Genomic DNA, 17,980 nt, shown 5'->3' on the forward strand with positions numbered 1-17,980 from the left:
CAGGATTAAATTACTTAACAGCGATAAGCATATTGATAATTTCCTGATAGATTTTTTCTAATGCTTCGGGGGACACTTTTTGCGGTGTCAAACGACGATAAATGGAGCCTTCCATCATCACCGCGATCACTTCCACACAGCAGCGCACACGTTCCGGGCTGAGGTGAGGGTGATCTTTTTGCAGATGGGCGCAGGCGTTATTGAACATGCGCTCATCGGCCTCTGCCAGCCAGGTGGCGACCTGTGGATTGCGCGTGGCTTCCGCCGACATCTCAAGCATTAAGGCATCGTCATCCTCGCTCAGGGTAAAGCGACAGGCAAGCAGATGTGGCATCAGGTTTGTCTGGGTTTTGCCTTCCATCTCGGCGATGCGGTAGTCGATGATGCGGCGGATCATCTCTTCGATAATGGCGTCTTTATTCGCGAAGTAGCGGTAGATTTGCCCAACGCTGAGTTTCGCTTCCGCGGCGATTTGCGACATGCTGGCCGCGTGGAAGCCACTATTGCGAAAGCAGCGGCGTGCGGCGGCAATGATGTCGTCTTGTCGTGCTTTCTGTCTGGCTTCCAGTTTGCTGGTCATGCATTTCTCCGCGTTTTGAAACGGTGAGAACGATCGTTCTCATTTTTTCTCATTATACGTCGATGATGACCAATAGAAAGTATTTTTTTGGCACTGTTTTTTTTCTTTCTGTTTCATACAGAAAATAATGGAGGGAAAAAGGAGATTCTGTGAAATTAACGAGGGTGAGAATAAAAATAATGGAGAAAAAATGGGTTATGTAATTAAAAAAGTTATTACGGATAAGGCTATAAATAAGATGAGGGACGCGAATAACGCCTGCCTCGTTTTTAACAACGTTTCCTCTGGTTGCCGACAGAGCAAAGAATGATCTGTTTTCACTCCTCAATTTTTTGCACAACAAGAAGGTAATATCTGGCGTTTATGAACAAAAACGCAATAGTCTATTGCCGGAATGACCGTTTATCCCGCCTCCTGCCCGCCGTATTCTTGTCGCCATCGAGTTGCCGAACGCAACATTATGCCGAACACAGGATATCCATTATGAAAACCCTCACTCAGATTGCTGCTGCTTCTCTTCTCTCCGTTATGGCTTTTGGCGCTTTTGCTCAGAGCGTGACGGCCACCGCTTCCACGCTCGATTCTGCCGAAGCGGCGATTGCGCAAAAAGCGAAAGAGATGAACGCCTCTGAATACAAAATCACCAGCGCTCACATGGGCAACCGCGTCACCATGAGCGCTGAACTCTACAAATAAATCTGCGGCGAGACGGTTTTCCAAAAAACATGAGAACCGCCTGTTTCCTACCCTCTTCAGGAGATGATTATGTTATTTGAAAACTACGCGCTGAATACCGTCGCGCTGAAAAATCGTATTGTGATGCCGCCGATGACCCGCTCACGCGCCGGGGCGGGCGATGTCGCCACCGATATGATGGCGGAATATTACGCACAACGCGCCAGTGCCGGGCTGATTATCAGCGAAGGCACGCAGATCAGCCAGCAGGGTCAGGGCTACGCCTGGACGCCCGGGATGTATACCGAATCACAAATTGCTGGCTGGAAGAAAGTCACCGATGCCGTTCATCAGGCGGGCGGGAAAATCTTTGCTCAGTTGTGGCACGTCGGGCGCGTTTCGCACACCGTGCTTCAACCAGGCAATGCCGCACCGGTTTCCTCTTCTGCGATTCAGGCCGAAGGCGTGAAAGTGTTTGTCGATGTGAAAGGCTGCGGCCCGGAAAGCGGCGTCGGTGAGATGCTGCAACACGCCATGCCGCGGGCGCTGACTCTCGAAGAGATCCCCGGCATCGTAAATGACTACGCTCAGGCCGCGCGCAACGCCATCGCCGCGGGTTTTGATGGTATCGAACTGCACGGGGCGAACGGGTATTTGATCAATCAGTTTATTGATTCTCAGGCCAACCTGCGCGACGACGAATACGGCGGCTCGCTTCAAAATCGCCTGCGCTTTATGAAAGAGGTGGTGACTGCTGTTTCTGACGCCATTGGTAAAGATCGCGTCGGTATTCGCCTGGCGCCGCTGACCACCCTGATGGGCTCGCGTGACGATACGCCGGAAGCGACGTATCTGGCGGCGGCCAGTGTGCTGAACGCTTTGGGTATTGCGTACATTCACATTGCAGAAGCGGACTGGGAAGATGCGCCAGTGATGCCCGCTGCGTTTAAAGAAGCGCTGCGTTTGATTTTCCGCGGTACGTTGATTTACTCCGGTAAATACAACAAAGCGCGCGCGGAAGAGGCGCTGAGTAAGGGGTGGGCGGATCTGATTGGCTTTGGTCGTCCGTTTATCGCTAATCCGGATCTTCCATATCGTTTGCAGAACGATTTACCCCTGAACCAGCCGGTGAAAGAGCAGTTCTTCGGAGGGGGTAAAGCGGGATACATCGACTATCCACGGGCGAAATAACGCCGGTTGCCGGGTCACGCAAGGCGTGCGCCCGGCAATACTCATTACCAGAACTTAACCGCCAGGCTGAGAATAAAGACAAAGCCAACCACGGCAACCGCCCAGCAAAACGCCAACATATGGGCTTCGTGTTTTTGTTGTTTTAATACTGCTTCGTTTTCCATGTTTCTTTTCCTTGCTCACATCGTGTAGGGGCAGAGGCGCCCCATATTACCGTGGGACGTTAATCCCACCCGGTACTCCGTGCGTCAGAACCACCTGCCAGAGCTGAATATTTCTGGCTCTGAAAGCACCGGCGCAGGCTTTCAGATAGTAGGTGAACATCCGTTTAAAACGCGGTGAATAGGCATTTTCCAACTGGCCCCAGGCATCCTGGAATCGCTGCTCCCAGGCCATCAGGGTTTTATCGTAGTCAGAGCCAAAATTGTGCAGGTCTTCAATCACAAAGAAGGGTTCGCAGGCCGATGAGAGTTGTGAAACCGACGGCAGACACCCGTTGGGGAAGATGTACTTATCGATCCACGGGTCGACGTTCAGATCGCTTTGATTGGAACCGATGGTGTGCAGCAGGAAAATGCCATCTTCTGCCAGATTCTTATTGGCAACGGTAAAGTACGTTTTGTAGTTTTTCGGCCCGACGTGCTCAAACATTCCGACCGAGACGATGCGGTCGAATTTGCTGTCGAGGTCGCGATAATCCTGCAACAGGATCTCCACATCCAGCCCTTCGCAGCGCTGCTGGGCGAGCTTTTGCTGTTCGGCGGAGATGGTGACGCCCGTCACCTTCACTCCGTAGGTTTCTGCGGCATACGCCGCCAGGCCGCCCCAGCCGCAGCCGATATCCAGCAGCGTCATCCCTTTTTCCAGTTTGAGTTTGCGGCAGATAAGTTCGAGCTTGTCCTGCTGTGCTTCAATAAGGTTGCTGGCTTCCCGCCAGTAGCCGCAGGAGTATTGCATGTAGGGGTCGAGCATCAGGGTGAAAAGGTCGTTGCCGAGGTCGTAATGTTCTTTCCCGACAATCCACGCGCGCTTTTTCGATTGCAGGTTGATGATCTTAGCGCTCACCACGTGCATCAAATCTTTCAGGTTATGCTTAATCTGCGATTCAATATCGATTTTCAGCAGGCGGGAGATGAACTCGTCGAGCTGTTCACACTCCCACCAGCCATCCATATAGCTCTCTCCCAGGCCAAGAGAACCTTGCTGAAGAACGCGCTTGTAGAACTGTTTGTTTTTGACCTGAATGTCGAAGGGCCGTTTGCCATTGATTTCAATATCTGCGCGTTGCAGTAAATCACGGCAGATGCGATACCACTGATTGCCGCCGTCCGGCATGATGAGTTTTTTGTTCATATTTATTGCGCCTGAGCGAGAATCTATTTGTCATACAAATGTGCTAAGGGCAGGTTATACCTATGATGAATATTCGTAAAGTGAATCTCATCAATGGAAGAGATGCAGAAATAGAATAGGGGAGGGAACACGCTGATGCCCCCACCCCAGCCCTCTCCCACAGGGAGAGGGGGGAGAAGCGGGATTCAGAAGTCGTACTGTAGCGTCAAACGGTTCTGCCAGAAGTCTTTCTCGTACAACGGCGACGTCTGCACGCCAACGAAATCGCTCAGGCTCAGGCCTTTCAGCGCGCCCTGGAAGTTCCAGATAAAGTACACCAGGTACTCTGACTGACGCAGGCTACCGCTGTTGACCGTCGGCGTCAGATCCATCCACGAATAGCGCGCGCCCAGCGTCAGGTTCTCGTTGGCGTTCCAGTTCAGGTTAGTGGCATACGCATCGCCGCTGCCCAGATCCTGCGTACTGGTGAAGTACGGTTGTGCGAAGTAGGGGCCGGATGAGCTGTTATGAGCATATGGCGTTACCAGCGAACCGTAGCCGTAGCTGTTACCGCTGGAGGCAATGTGATCATAACCCGCAGCCCAGGAGAGTGCCGGCGTCAGGTTGAGTGACAGTTGCGCACCGTAAGAACGGTTATCCACTTCGCCCGCCAGTGCTTTGCCCTCGCTGGTACCGCGAATATATTGCAGCGCCACATCCGGTGTGAATAACGCCTGCTGCCATTGCAGATGCCCTTCGGTGTAGAAGATGTTGGAGAAATCCGCGTAGCTTTCGTACCACATCTGCCCGGTCAGCTTTTTATCATCCCACATCATGTGGCGACCCGCGCCAACGGCCCACATACCATCGGTCTCTTCAGTGACTTCGGTATACGCGGTGGTGCGTTTCACCTGATCGCTGCCCCAGCCTTTATAACGCCAGATTTTGGTTGCGCGCAGGAAATCGTCGCCGCTGCCATATTGCATATCCAGCGCCTGATAAAGGATAGGGGTGATACGCCAGTCGTAGTCGCCAACAAACGGCAGATCCAGACGCTGATTCCCGCCGGTGATGCGGAAATCACCATAGCGCCAGTTGAGGTACGCTTCGCCAATATTGGTTTGATTATCGCCGATGTCGCTTATCACGCGCTCTTCCGGCGGATGGTTGATCCCACGCAGGAACAGCCCGCTGACGCCGACGTTCAGGCCATACATCGGCGCGGTTTCATACTTCAGGAAACCGCCATAGCTGATGGTGTCCTGGTTAAAGCCTTTGGCGAAATAGGCGTTATGGGTGGTGTAGTAGAGGGAACGAACGCTACCGCTCACTTTACCGCAACTGAATACGTCGCCCAGGCTGCTGACGTTGCCATCAGCGTCGAAACATTCGCTGTCGGACTTAAAAGAGAGAGCCGCTTCCGCGCTGGCAGGGAGCGCCAGTGCCGCAAGCGCGGCCAGGGCGGTGAGACCACCGGCTAATCGTGATGGTTTTACTGCACCTGCTGCCCGACACATCTTCATGCAAATACCCTGTAAAAAGAGATAAAAAAGGAAAAAAGTGTGCGAGCGCACGCGGGCGGTTTCGCACAGGGCTGCGATTATCATCATCGAAAGGGGGGTGATCCAGTGCTAAACGCAAACGTTTGCTTTTATTCTGTGGAGATAGATTCTGAATTAATGATTAATATTGAATTAATCATGATGCTAATGATTTAAAACTGGTGGATGGCACTACATATTGAGTGGGTGAATGAAATATAGTGCTTATTTTACCGCGCGGTCTAAACCGCACTGTTCGACTATTTTTCACTCTTTCCCCGCGCCTTTGGCGCGGGAATCGATCATCAAAAATAGTAGCCGATATTTACGTTGGTACGGAAATACCATTTGCCGCTGCCTTCTGACTGCGTGCTTGTCCACCCCGTCGAATTGAGCGCTCCCCCCCAGGGATTGACGTTTTTCGCCCAACTGAAATCGACCCAGAACATCACCGGAAGGGCAAAGACCTGCACCCCGACGGTGTTCATTTGGGAATCGCTCCAGTCGCTTTTGTCTTTCCACAACACGCTGTAATCATTATAGAAGCGCAGTTTCGACACGCCGCCCCATTTCACGTCCACGTCGCGGGCGACGTTGAGCGAAGCAGTGGTCGCTTTCGCCGGGATAAGATAGGCCGGCGTCAGGCCGTTGCCGCCCATCAAAATAGTATCGTCGCTGACGCCCGGTGGATTTTTAGGATCGTACTGATAACGAATCACCTGCGAGGAGAGCTGCCACGGCCCGTTGTGCAGCGTCCCGTGAAGGCCGGCTGCCCAGAAAGTACCATCGTCATCGGTTTCCCGGTTATGCAGACGCGCCAGCGCCAGCGAGCCGCCCAGTTCATTGTTCCAGCCGCCGCCCCTGAACTCTCTGGCCAGCCGCACGTTCACCTGATCGCGTTTCTCATTGCGCTGCTGATGCTGGCTGGGGTAAATCGTGTTTTTCAAACGATCGTAATCACCGACATCTGGTGCATAACGCAGGTTCTCCGGCTCCATCCACGGGAAGTACGCCACATCCAGCGACCAGTTATTATCGTGATACTGGTAATTAATTCCGCTACCGGCATTAACGCCAAAACCTAAATAAAACGGAATACCGTATGACCAGCCAAATTGTGGGTAAGGCTCAAGGCCAAACGGTTTTCCGGGAATACCGAGCTGAACACTATTATTTTCATCTAAATGATAGCCTACATAGGCGCGGTCAATTGCATACTTGTGATGATCCTGAAACCAGAATCCGGCATCAAAGAAATAATTATTATAAAAACCACTGCTGTCGATGCGGAATGTATCAAAACGCAAATGCGGTGGATCGCGATAATTGCTGCCTTTCCAGTCTTCATAGCGATAATTGGCCCGTAATGCGCCGCCGATATCCAGTCCGGCGCTGTTATCCGCACTGCGCCAGCCTATATGTGGGAATGGCTTACCGCCCTCGGCCAGTGCTGGCGCGGCAGTGCATGCGCTTAACAACAGCGCGAGAAATTGTTTACGCATAGCTCACCTTTGATTCCTCTACCAATAAGTAATAACCCACCATCGGCGATAAAAATCGACGTTATTTACCGGTTTTGTTTCAGGGGTGAAACAAATATTTTTAATGAGGCGCTATTTTTCTTTTTGTCTCAAATATGAAACTCTGTTTATTATTTGATATATGGAAAGTCGCATGCAAAAGAGAAGGCGTCAAGACATAAACTTTGAGCCATAACGCAATATTATTAAACGACGGGAAAACTATTGATATTTGCGAGGTGAAAGCAAAAATATTCTCAAATATGAAACAAAAAGCCAGCCGTAATGGCTGGCGATATATCAGGAACACATGTAATTAAACGGCCCGCGTGGACAGTGGCGCAGGATGGGCTGAATGCGATCCTCTTTGAAGGTGTACATCCCGCCGTTGAAGGGGTCGACAATAAACCAGCCCGGTACGCCGAGCAGGATCAGGTTGCCGAAGGTGTACCAATAGCTAAAACGGTAGGTGAGCGGCATTCTTTCAGCATAGTAGCCGGGTTGCTTTAGCGTCAGGGTATAGCTGCGCTTGCCAAAATAACTGCCATCCGCTTTTTTCAGCACCACGGCCTGCGGTGTGACACCTGATGCCACTACCTGCCCGTTGTTATCGACAATGGCGAAAAAAGCGTTATCGGGAGTGCTGTTGATGTAAACCGTCTCCTCGCCGCTGCCAAAAATTGTCGCGCAGCCGGTAAGAAAAAATGGCAGTAACAGCACGGTAAGTAACTTTTTCATCGGACGCTCCCTCTCGTATAGCGGTATAAAGCGGCACGCGGGGAGGGGAACTTAAGGGAGCACAATGCGCAGGCGTTCGGGAACGGCTATTTTGGCGGAGATCACAGGAGTCGTATTTGATGATTAAATCATTGATTTTAAATGTGTAACTTCTGTTTGATAAATGAGTAACCCCCATAAGCACCCCCAAATGGTTTTGCTTGGTGGGTAACGGTGCAAAAATGTTCTTTCTTATCAAGCCATGATGCTTACTCATGAAGGTAGCATTTTCATACTGTCTTTGAAAGGTGTCTACAACCAGCCCTGTTCAGCAAATGACAAAACCTCACCGTTACCAATAATGAAATGATCCAGCACCCGAACCTCTATCAGGTCCAGCGCATTCACGATCCGCGACGTAATCCTTTTATCCGCCTCGCTGGCATCCGTAATCCCTGACGGGTGGTTATGGGCGATGATCACCGCAGCTGCGTTGTGGCGGAGTGCAGATTTTACAATTTCGCGAGGATGGATTTCGGTATGGCTAATCGTGCCCAGGAATAAAGTTTCATGCTCCAGCAGGCGATGCTGGTTATCGAGATAGAGCACAACGAAGACCTCGCGCTCCTGTCGCGCCAGATACAGCTGTAGCCAGCTTTTCGTGCAACTTGCAGAAAGGAACTGTTCTGATGGCTGGTGCTGGTATTTCTCCAGCAATCGCATCGCACGGCGGATGATACGTTGCTCATTCACCGGAAAGACCGATGATAAAATCAATTCAGACATGGTGGCTCCTTAAAAGAAAAAAGCCCCGTAACAATGGGCTACAGGGCTATAAACAGAGACGAGTATGTGGTTCACGATGCAAGCTGCAGCATATTTTCAGCCATCACCCACAGCGCCCGGTTGAGCTTCACGTCATTATCGATACTCTTTACTGCACGCGTATGAGTGCGTCCGCCTTTTGCGTTGCGCCCGTACAGGCCACCTTTAATCAGGTTCTCCTGAATACGCTGATAGGTTGTCCAGAGGTCGCCGGACTCATCCTGCCAGCGACGGGGGGCCAGTAGCTGAGATTCTGTTACTGGCTGATGTTCTTCACCAAAGCGATATGTGAGCGCTGCTTTCGCCAGAGCCTGCTGTGCTGGTGGGGGTAACATGAGTGACTGCATGGCATCGCGCTTTTCTTCCACCCGGTCAAATATCCCCAGGACTTCGTAAGCGCCTTCAATCACTTTCTCCACGACATCACCTTTGTGCGGCACCCGCACCTCACCGAAACTCTCCCCACAGACCAGCCCGTTCTGGCAGACGGCACGAAATAACCCCGGCAACATCTGATAAGAGCTGGAACCATCGTGAGAGTTGAGGAGAATGATTTCCGGGACCTGTTTAGCGGCGATCTGCCCCTCACGGCGCAGACGCAGCATATGTTTTGTATATTCACGCTTACTTTCGTCACGGACACGGGTCTGGCAGGCAAAGAACGGCTGAAAACCTTCACGCTGGAGCTTCTCCAGCAGGGTGATGGTGGGAATATATGCATATCGTTCACTGCGGGATGCATGTTTATCTTCACCAAACACGCTGGGTGTGTGCAGCATCAGTTCTTCGTGGGTTAACGGGCGGTCACGGCGGATCAGGTTCACCCGACCAAAACGGCTGGCTAATTTCATTGCTAACTCCTTAATAAATTGCATAAAAGCAAACAGGCCACGCTTCCCGGAGGAAACGTGGCCTGTTGCTATGAGTGGTGTGATTGATTACTTACTCTGTGGCGGAGATGTGTCTGGTGGAGGCAGACATACTGGTGGTTCAGTTGCCGGTTGTGGTATGGACTGAGCATCCTGTTGTACTTCCCCTGACTGAGCGGCTTTGTACTCATGCAGCATCAGTAACAGTGGCTCGCGGTTCTGCATCAGCCATTTCAGCAACATCTCTCTTGGTATAACGAGCCTGACCGCACCAGGTAGTGGAGCCAGAATGATGTCACAGGCCCGGTTAAACAGAGACATCAGGAAAATCTCATCGCGTAATTTACTTTCTGCGACATCAATTAATCCATTAAGCACTACACGCTCAATGGCGGGCCGGTAGCGGGAGACAGCCTCGCTAAAGTGTGATGGAACAGACTCTGTTTCCACAATAGCATCACTGTCAGGTGGAAATTCATTATCTGCCACAGCTATGCTTTCCGAAGCCGGGTCAGTACTCTTCCGTCTGTGTGCCAGCTGTTTAATCTTATCGACCATCCCGGTCGATCTGGATTCAGCGACAATGACTTCCTCCTGGCTTACTTCTGTTGTGGAGTGCTCAGGGATATCAACCAGCGTCGGCTTTTCACTTTTTCGGTTAAATGGAGATTTAAACCGAACATTTATTCTGGATGTATCGGATTTATTACCCTCGAGGTCATCAGTGGATTTCTTCATAATTCCCACTCATATCGAAGCGAACTCTGACTATATTTCCACCAACTTGCATCTGAGCAATATAATTATTATTACCAAGCACCCTGACAGGGAAGGCCATCGTACAGAGATTCCTTGTATTGCCAAGAGACATCTGTTGCCGATTAATATCTTTGCAAATATTTTGAACCATATCACGAACATCTTTACTAAAGGGATCTTTATTTATTTTTGCTTTTTGTTTAGGATCAGTAATCCCCATTAAGCCTGCAATATCTCCGGTGCGGGACATTTCTTTTTGTTTCGCTTGCCAGGCACGATCTTCTGGAGCCATTATATTATCTTCAGATCCTGGTCCAATTGGCTCAGGCGAAGGCTTGGTTGCTGCTTCTCCTCTTTGCCAGCCATTATAAGCAGCTTCCCAGTCAGATTTACTGGAAGGGGTAAATTTAACCTCATCAGCCATGATCACTCTATAATAATGAGTGCTATTGTTATCTGTTATTGATGCAATAAAGACACACTCATACTCAGTTGGTACAATCACACCTTTGACTACATTAATATTTAATTTTTTCTGGATAGTTTGCACAGCTCGATCCTGTGATACCCCATTCAAAGGACATGGCCTTGGTGCAGATAATACGTTATTTGCAAACACTAAAACTCCTGTTGCCAGTATTATTTTAATGAATTTTTTCATATTTAGCTCCCTACAGTAATATTTAAGAAAAATGCTGAAAAAGTTTCATAGCACTCAAGGAAACGATTCCTGCGCCCAGAGTTTTGAGGTAGTAGTGGTACTACGTGCAAGAACCATCCCCATTGAGAGAAGAACAACAAGTGGGGTTATATATTTAACTTGTTGATTTGATATTCTATTACACATATATCCTCCATTTAGTACGCATCATTCATATCAGGGATAGTCACGTAAAAAGTTCCGTCATCCCTGACTTCGATGGTCACCGGCATCTTTTTACCTGTGCTCATCAGCGCACGGGCACTGTAAAATCGGCCTGAAACCTCTTCCTGCATGTCGTCTATCTTTATGCAGGTGGCGCGTTGATGATTTTCCTTCATGACTTCCGTTACGGTCGGGCAAGCTGATTCTGCCAGTGCCGAAGAGGTGTCATGGGACACCTGCAGCCAAGTGCCTGCCAGCATCAATATCGTGGCAACAATCCAGGTCTGAAACAGACGCTTTGGTTTTTGCTGCCAGGCATCGCGTTTCCACAGATACACCGGTGAAATAAGAAACCACCAGAGAGAGGGCGCTGGTTTTTCCTGTTTCAGCAATATTTTCCGGTCACCAAATACAGCACCAAATGAAGCACCGAGCCCTATCACGGACAGAGTGTTGTCCTCACTCACAAACCCAAGAAGCATAAGAAGTAGTGGAAGCAGAGCTAACAGCCAGGCATTCGCATCGTTTTTATCAAAGGAGTAGTTCATTACGTGGTCTCTTTTATGGCTTATGTCTTTTTCTGGCATCAGTGGTATTCACTGAACCAGGTATATAAAGGAAAGAAGCAGGAATTACTCATCTGGCAGCTCCACGGTTGAAAGCTCCGGAGTGGCGTTGTTCTCCCCCTGGTAGATGGTGGCAAAGCCATTTTTTGGATAAATCACAACAGCATTTTTCGTACTGTCAAAATCACAGTTAGTGATATCCGGCATCAACACTGTCCTGCCGGATTTCAGGTTCGCAGCCCAGATACCGCCAGATTCACAGTCCCGCCCGGCCTGCGTCTGAATCACCTGATAACGCCCTTCCTCAGCCAGTACTTCACAGTTCATATATTCGCTGCAGCCAGCAAAAGGCCTGACACCATCTTTTGTGGCGAGGTTTTCCGGGATGTCATCAGCCACAACCAGCGGACTGAGTAACAACGCCGCAAGACCAGATGCAGCCAGTAATTGTCGTTTCACATACATCTCCTTATAGAGAGAACAAGGTCGGGACTACAAAGCAGATACCGGGGAATGGTCGGGTTAGAGGAATACCAGATGACAAAGAATGGACAGAACGCCCCATCCCACCATTCCATGGAGAATGCAGGGATAAGAGTAAGCAGGGTAAATGAGGGGGTAAAATTGATTTTTCCGATCGAAAATCGATAATCGATCTGTTTTATCTATAGGTTTAAATGATCATTAATCGCATATCAATAGACTGAAACTATCAAAAACACAATACCGATCGGCCTTGCAGATCAATAAGATAAAGAAAACCCCTGTATCAGTTCGATAATACAGGAGTGAAATTTTATGGAATATTGGTCAATACGAAGAGATGAAAAAGTTAACTTTCTATTTTTCTTTCAAAGCTCTGATTTCTTTTCTTATCAGCATATCAATTACAGCATGGATCTTCATATCGTAGTAACCTGCCAGGTAAACCAAGTCATCCTTTATCTTGGGGTCAAGATGAATGTTAAGAGGCTTCTTATCCTTCATTTTCTCCCTGAATTTCTTCTGACTTCTGATCTTGCTTATATCCTGAGATAACATTCTTGTGGCAATAGGATCTAACAATGGATAATCAAAAAAAGCACATACTGCAAGGTACTGCTCCTCGACTATTGGATAAGGTGTCGTAATATATTCATTAATGTTCGGTTTGTTTTTATTTATCCAATTAATAATCTGCTCCCATACCCATTGACAGGACTCTGCATCATCTTTACTAATCCACCGCGGAAGAAGTGAATGCTGAATGCTATCTAAATATTTATCCTTACAGCGCGAGATAATATCGTAAATTTCAGGATCAGACAGTCCATGTCCTATATATGAAACATAGTGTTTTACTGCCTCTAATCTTTGCTGATGGTAAGCTGGATAATTAATTCCATTTTTATTCCTGTACTCATTCCATGAACCTTTACTGGAGTATATATCTCCATGAATGATTGCATTCCAGAACCAGAAGCATGCTCTTTCGTCATTTTTAAGCCAGTCAAAAATGACTTCGAGAGAAGAACTGGTATTTTTGTAACTTAGAGTCATTTCTTTTATGAATTTATTTATTGCTTTTCTATTACCATGAAAGAAATGACTAATATGTCTGTTTAGATCTTCCTCATACTCCCTCATATCTGAATCGGGAGCTAGAGGCATGAGTAACTCAGGTTTATGTACCATATCTTTATACTTATTATACATATGAGAATAATAATAAATAAGTTCACTTTTACTACAATCTTTTAGCATCTCATCACCACTTAATGATGTATTTATGTAGTGATTATGAGCCATTTTTTGTGTAATTGTAATGATTTAAAGCAGGATTTTAGAGGTATCTAAGCAGTTAAAAGTGCCTAGAAACACCGCTATAGCTGAAAACATCCATCCTGAAGCTACAAAGCAAATACTATCAGTCTGTGATAGTTTCAGTATTAGCTGAGGAGTGTTGATATTTTAACTGAATGCAATTCCGGAATTCTTTTATCTTCAGGACGATTCAAAAAAAAGAAATCACCTATCTTAGCAAAGGACGGTTTATATCAACGGAGAATTACCATCCACCACTGTACCTGAAAATATCTATTAGCAAATCAATAAGAATATAAGCATCCTGTTTTTATGGCTAGGCAGGGATAAGCAGGAAAAATCATTACGTCATAACCGATAATCTCGTTTCCCTAGTATTTTCTAACTTTTCATCCCTATGACATGACGAGTGCTGAACCAAACCCGGCAGTTCAGATATCCCTCTACAGATAAACGAACACCACTCAGCACTCTCCTTAACCAACTCAAGGAGACAACGTTATGTCAGAGATTACCTTCGACCTGAGCACTGACCGTTTCATCGATATGAAAACCATTTGCCACATTACCGGAATGACAGATAAGTGGTTTTATAAACTCATCCAGGATGGTGCGTTTCCACCGCCGATAAAGTTTGGACGTAGCTCGAAGTGGATTGAGCGGGAAGTACTGGAGTGGTTCCAGGAGCGCATCCAGTCCTCCCGAAAGTAAATCTTTTCATTATTTTCTTAACTGATAACCCTGGAGTTACTATCAGGCACCGAGAATATTCTTTCCCGCAACCTGCAAGGCGTCGGCAGATAATAACTACGAACCATCCTGCAGTATATATATTAAATATATAAGTTATGTTAATAGCAATATTAATCAGAACTAGTTAACAGGTGTATTAAAATAATAAATACATATCTGTAAGAGATACCATAGTTATATAAAGCAAAAAGCAATAGTCAGAAGTAAATAGCTTTAGCCCACAGTAACCAGAACCCTCAGAATTAACACACTAAAAAGAAAGAGAACCGTCATATATCACATCAGAGCCAACTGATGTCTACCTAGCAGCTTCTCGTCCTTTTACCCATTTAGCACCCTAAATCTCATTCGTGCATCCCTCACTGCCATTCGCTCTGGCAGGGCTTTCGCACGTCTGAAATATACCAACAGGAGTAACACTAATGACCAGCAGTAAATTTGGCCCACTTAACTCGTACTATATGACCCGTATTACTGAAATTAGCGATAAGGCCATAGAAGCGCATGCAAGAACGTCCGTCTTTACATTCGTTCTCAGACTGCCTGAATACCGCGATACTGGAGACAGCATTGCCTGTAATCCAAACCTTAGAGCAGGGCTAATGGAACGCTTCACAGGTGCGCTAAGGGCCCGTATCGACGCCCATCAGGAACGACGCCAGCGGGAAGGCTATCAGGTATATCCCACAGGCCTGAGATACGTCTGGGTACGGGAAGTAGGGGAAAGCGGTAAATCTCACTATCATGTAGCGGTATTCGTTAACAAAGATACCTTTAATACGTTAGGGGATTACTCTAGACGGGACAATAACCTGGGGAGCTACATCAGCGAAGCATGGCTGAGTGCGTTAGGCCTGCTTGATATGCCGGAGTACAGAACGCTGGTGTCTTTTACCAATACGCCACACTACCTGGAGCGTCTTCGGCAGGACCGCTTTGAACAACAACGTCGGGAGCTGCTGAGCCATCTGGGCTACTTCGCGAAAGAGCGTACTAAGGCATACAGCAAGGAAGAGCGCTCATTTGGGGGAAGCATCAAATAAATCAGGACAATACAGGGGGCTGCTTTCTCCCTGTATTGCTTAACGATGATAGTTTTAAGCAGCAACTGTCAATAACATAAGACGCAGCTGATAGGTCACAATACCCGCCACATATCCTGCTGATAACCTTGATTCATCGTATACGGTAGGTACTACAAGTGCATCTCATAAGTTTTTGTTAATTGATACATATTCCAGCTATCTCATGACGCCTCTGGCAGTGCTGCCACCCGCTGCACTACCAGCTAAAATGGAGATATTGGAATGCAAGTATTTAGACCAATCGAACACGCGATTACCGACGATGGTGAATGGGTAGCGGTTACAGAGCTTACTGTTGATTACATGGGGCAATTGAAGTGCGACAGCTGTCATGCAAACGTGGTTGTTACCAAGAATAAATTCGGAGAGGAGGTATTTGTTCATTCCCATCACAATCTACAGGAAATCACTAAAACACGAAGTTGTCATTACACCATCCGAACGCCAGCTCCTGCGCGTACTCTGGGCACTGGGAGGACGATAACGAGGCCAGTAAAGGCTGTACAACAACCTGTAACCCCCATACCACCATTAGGCCCAAGAATACTGCGGATAAAAACAACACAAAGAAAATGGCATTGTGTCTGGTGCGGCCACCAGTACTACGGAACTAAGCAATGCCCACAATGTAGGGAATGGACTTACACGCTTGAGGAAAAGGGATAACAATCACAGTTAAAACTGTTTGTTGTGAGAATTCCGCACAAGTGAAATTCAGTCAACAGGACAGGATTGTCCCCAGTGGGGCAGTCCACAATGTCTGGTTAACATCGTCTTCAGTATCCTATAACAGATTGCTTAAAAAGTAATTTTTTGTACTCCCCATAATAACCACATCTTTGTTACAATATATAGTCAGGATTTACACATTAACTGCAGGGAGCCGACGCCTATGAATGATTCCACACCTGAAAAAAAGCCCATCCCCAGTCATCTGAACAAACCAGTGTTTTACACCTCCGCCCTGTTCATCGTGCTTATTGTGGTATTTGCTGCCGTGTTTCCTGAGGCTGCTGACCGTCATTTGAGCCTGTTGCAGAATCAGATATTCACGAATGCCAGTTGGTTCTACGTTCTGGCTGTTGCGCTCATCTTGTTGAGTGTGACTTTCCTGGGTCTGTCCCGCTACGGTGATATCAAGCTGGGGCCAGACCACGCTGAGCCAGATTTTAGCTACCACTCATGGTTCGCCATGCTGTTTTCCGCTGGCATGGGGATAGGCCTTATGTTCTTTGGTGTTGCTGAACCAGTAATGCACTATCTCTCTCCACCGGTTGGCACACCTGAAACCGTTGAAGCCGCTAAACAGGCTCTCAGGCTAACGTTCTTCCACTGGGGGCTTCATGCCTGGGCTATTTATGCCATTGTGGCACTGATTCTCGCGTTCTTTAGTTACCGCCATGGGCTACCTCTGACCCTGCGTTCTGCACTGTTTCCCATTATCGGCAAGCGGATTTACGGCCCCATAGGGCATGCGGTAGATATTTTTGCTGTTATCGGCACGGTCTTTGGTGTCGCGACGTCTCTGGGATACGGCGTATTGCAGGTCAACGCCGGGCTCAACCATCTGTTTGGTGTGCCAGTTAATGAAACAGTGCAGGTCATACTGATTGTAGTGATTACCGCCCTGGCGACTATCTCCGTGGTATCCGGCCTGGATAAAGGCATTCGTATTCTTTCTGAGCTGAATCTTGGCCTGGCGGTTTTACTATTGATTCTGGTTTTATTACTGGGGCCGACAGTGCTGTTACTGAAATCCTTCGTAGAAAATACCGGCGGATATCTCTCCGAACTTGTCAGTAAAACCTTTAACCTTTATGCCTACGAGCCGACATCCGGGCATTCCAGCAGCTGGCTGGGTGGCTGGACTTTACTCTACTGGGGGTGGTGGCTGTCCTGGTCGCCATTTGTCGGGATGTTTATTGCCCGCGTTTCACGGGGGCGTACTATCCGTCAGTTTGTGACTGGTGTTCTGTTTGTTCCGGCCGGTTTTACACTGCTGTGGATGACCGTATTTGGTAACAGCGCTATCCATCTCATTGCAATGGATGGTGCTCGTGACCTGGCTACTACGGTGCAGAGCGATGTTGCTCTGGCATTGTTTAACTTCCTCGAACATTTTCCGTTTTCAACAGTGCTGTCTTTTGTAGCAATGGCCATGGTGGTGATTTTCTTTGTAACATCTGCAGATTCTGGTGCCTTGGTGGTTGATACACTGGCTGCTGGTGGCGCCAGTAATTCCCCTGTCTGGCAGCGTATCTTCTGGGCGTCCATGATGGGGGTTGTCGCGATTTCACTACTAGTAGCTGGGGGATTAAGTGCGCTTCAGACTATGACAATTGCAAGTGCACTTCCATTTTCAATTGTGCTGTTAATCTCAATATACGGGCTTTTAAAGGCCTTAAAGCGAGATTTAACAAAAAAAGAAAGTCAGAATCTGGCAACTATTGCGCCAACAGCTGCCCGTAACCCAATTCCCTGGCAACGCCGCTTACGTAATATCGCCTACCTGCCCAAACGCTCTCTGGTCAAACGTTACATGGATGAAGTAATTTATCCGGCGATGAGTCAGGTAGAAGAAGAGCTTAGAAAACAAGGCACAACCAGCCATATCAGTAACCACGAGGATGACCGTATCCGTCTGGAAGTTGACCTTGGTAACGAGCTGAACTTTATCTATGAAGTTCGCCTGAGAGGGTATAACACGCCAGCGTTTGCTCTGGATGGCCTGGACAATGACGACCAGAACCAGGAGCACCATAAATACTATCGGGCTGAAGTATACCTGAAAGAAGGTGGACAGAATTATGATGTCATGAGCTGGAACCAGGAGCAGTTAATACACGACATGCTCGATCAGTATGAGAAACATCTGCACTATCTTTACTTAGTCCGATAA

The 17,980-nt window shown here is 47.9% G+C and carries 18 protein-coding genes; 6 read left to right on the forward strand and 12 right to left on the reverse strand.

Going from position 1 to position 17,980, the window contains the following annotated elements; translation table 11 throughout:
• Window positions 1-10: 10 nt before the first annotated feature.
• The gene (locus VSR74_RS16300) at window positions 11-580 is read right to left on the reverse strand and encodes a TetR/AcrR family transcriptional regulator (protein ID WP_347795687.1); all 570 of its coding nucleotides are present in this window, start codon (window positions 578-580) and stop codon (window positions 11-13) included.
• A 483-nt stretch (window positions 581-1,063) separates the two neighbouring features.
• Between VSR74_RS16300 and VSR74_RS16305 the strand changes: the two genes are divergently transcribed.
• Complete coding sequence (locus VSR74_RS16305; protein WP_347795688.1) at window positions 1,064-1,276, forward strand: YdgH/BhsA/McbA family protein; 213 nt, start codon at window positions 1,064-1,066, stop codon at window positions 1,274-1,276.
• Window positions 1,277-1,345: 69 nt separating this feature from the next.
• On the forward strand, window positions 1,346-2,446 hold the full coding sequence (locus VSR74_RS16310; protein WP_347795689.1) for an alkene reductase: 1,101 nt from the start codon (window positions 1,346-1,348) through the stop codon (window positions 2,444-2,446).
• Between the two features lie 210 nt (window positions 2,447-2,656).
• Here the strand turns inward: VSR74_RS16310 and cfa are convergent, their stop codons facing one another.
• The 11 genes from cfa to VSR74_RS16365 all read right to left on the reverse strand — a co-directional run bounded on the left by cfa (window position 2,657) and on the right by VSR74_RS16365 (window position 13,183).
• A complete protein-coding gene (gene cfa, locus VSR74_RS16315) occupies window positions 2,657-3,799 on the reverse strand; it encodes a cyclopropane fatty acyl phospholipid synthase (protein ID WP_347795690.1) in 1,143 nt (380 codons plus the stop codon).
• 185 nt (window positions 3,800-3,984) lie between these two features.
• Window positions 3,985-5,301 (reverse strand): OprD family outer membrane porin, encoded by a 1,317-nt coding sequence (locus tag VSR74_RS16320; RefSeq protein WP_347795691.1) that lies wholly within the window; start codon window positions 5,299-5,301, stop codon window positions 3,985-3,987.
• A gap of 323 nt (window positions 5,302-5,624) precedes the next feature.
• Window positions 5,625-6,821, reverse strand: coding sequence for a porin family protein (locus tag VSR74_RS16325; RefSeq protein WP_347795692.1), 1,197 nt, complete (start codon window positions 6,819-6,821; stop codon window positions 5,625-5,627).
• Window positions 6,822-7,139: 318 nt separating this feature from the next.
• A complete protein-coding gene (locus VSR74_RS16330; protein ID WP_347795693.1) occupies window positions 7,140-7,577 on the reverse strand; it encodes a putative periplasmic lipoprotein in 438 nt (145 codons plus the stop codon).
• Between the two features lie 291 nt (window positions 7,578-7,868).
• The gene (gene radC / locus VSR74_RS16335) at window positions 7,869-8,342 is read right to left on the reverse strand and encodes a RadC family protein (RefSeq protein WP_347795694.1); all 474 of its coding nucleotides are present in this window, start codon (window positions 8,340-8,342) and stop codon (window positions 7,869-7,871) included.
• A gap of 71 nt (window positions 8,343-8,413) precedes the next feature.
• Complete coding sequence (locus tag VSR74_RS16340; RefSeq protein WP_347795695.1) at window positions 8,414-9,232, reverse strand: DUF932 domain-containing protein; 819 nt, start codon at window positions 9,230-9,232, stop codon at window positions 8,414-8,416.
• Window positions 9,233-9,319: 87 nt separating this feature from the next.
• A complete protein-coding gene (locus VSR74_RS16345) occupies window positions 9,320-9,988 on the reverse strand; it encodes a hypothetical protein (RefSeq protein WP_347795696.1) in 669 nt (222 codons plus the stop codon).
• Entirely contained in the window at window positions 9,972-10,670 is a 699-nt protein-coding gene (locus VSR74_RS16350) for a hypothetical protein (protein ID WP_347795697.1), read from the reverse strand. The genes VSR74_RS16345 and VSR74_RS16350 overlap by 17 nt, the downstream gene beginning before the upstream one ends.
• 197 nt (window positions 10,671-10,867) lie before the next feature.
• A complete protein-coding gene (locus tag VSR74_RS16355) occupies window positions 10,868-11,422 on the reverse strand; it encodes a hypothetical protein (RefSeq protein WP_347795698.1) in 555 nt (184 codons plus the stop codon).
• Between the two features lie 84 nt (window positions 11,423-11,506).
• Window positions 11,507-11,899 carry a hypothetical protein gene (locus tag VSR74_RS16360; RefSeq protein WP_347795699.1) on the reverse strand — a complete coding sequence of 131 codons (393 nt, stop codon included), beginning with the start codon at window positions 11,897-11,899 and terminating at the stop codon, window positions 11,507-11,509.
• A gap of 381 nt (window positions 11,900-12,280) precedes the next feature.
• Entirely contained in the window at window positions 12,281-13,183 is a 903-nt protein-coding gene (locus VSR74_RS16365) for a hypothetical protein (protein ID WP_347795700.1), read from the reverse strand.
• 561 nt (window positions 13,184-13,744) lie between these two features.
• On the opposite strand from VSR74_RS16365, the gene VSR74_RS16370 reads away from it, so the two are divergent.
• The 4 genes from VSR74_RS16370 to VSR74_RS16380 all read left to right on the forward strand — a co-directional run bounded on the left by VSR74_RS16370 (window position 13,745) and on the right by VSR74_RS16380 (window position 17,980).
• Window positions 13,745-13,954, forward strand: a complete 210-nt coding sequence (locus tag VSR74_RS16370; protein ID WP_347795701.1) for a helix-turn-helix transcriptional regulator — start codon at window positions 13,745-13,747, stop codon at window positions 13,952-13,954.
• Between the two features lie 503 nt (window positions 13,955-14,457).
• The gene (locus VSR74_RS16375) at window positions 14,458-15,039 is read left to right on the forward strand and encodes an inovirus Gp2 family protein (protein ID WP_347795952.1); all 582 of its coding nucleotides are present in this window, start codon (window positions 14,458-14,460) and stop codon (window positions 15,037-15,039) included.
• Between the two features lie 345 nt (window positions 15,040-15,384).
• Window positions 15,385-15,747 carry a putative zinc ribbon protein gene (locus VSR74_RS23335; RefSeq protein WP_459349927.1) on the forward strand — a complete coding sequence of 121 codons (363 nt, stop codon included), beginning with the start codon at window positions 15,385-15,387 and terminating at the stop codon, window positions 15,745-15,747.
• A gap of 226 nt (window positions 15,748-15,973) precedes the next feature.
• A complete protein-coding gene (locus VSR74_RS16380; protein WP_347795702.1) occupies window positions 15,974-17,980 on the forward strand; it encodes a BCCT family transporter in 2,007 nt (668 codons plus the stop codon).

Origin of the sequence: Pseudocitrobacter cyperus (assembly GCF_039889165.1) — a bacterium.
In the GTDB taxonomy this organism is placed as follows: domain Bacteria; phylum Pseudomonadota; class Gammaproteobacteria; order Enterobacterales; family Enterobacteriaceae; genus Pseudocitrobacter; species Pseudocitrobacter cyperus.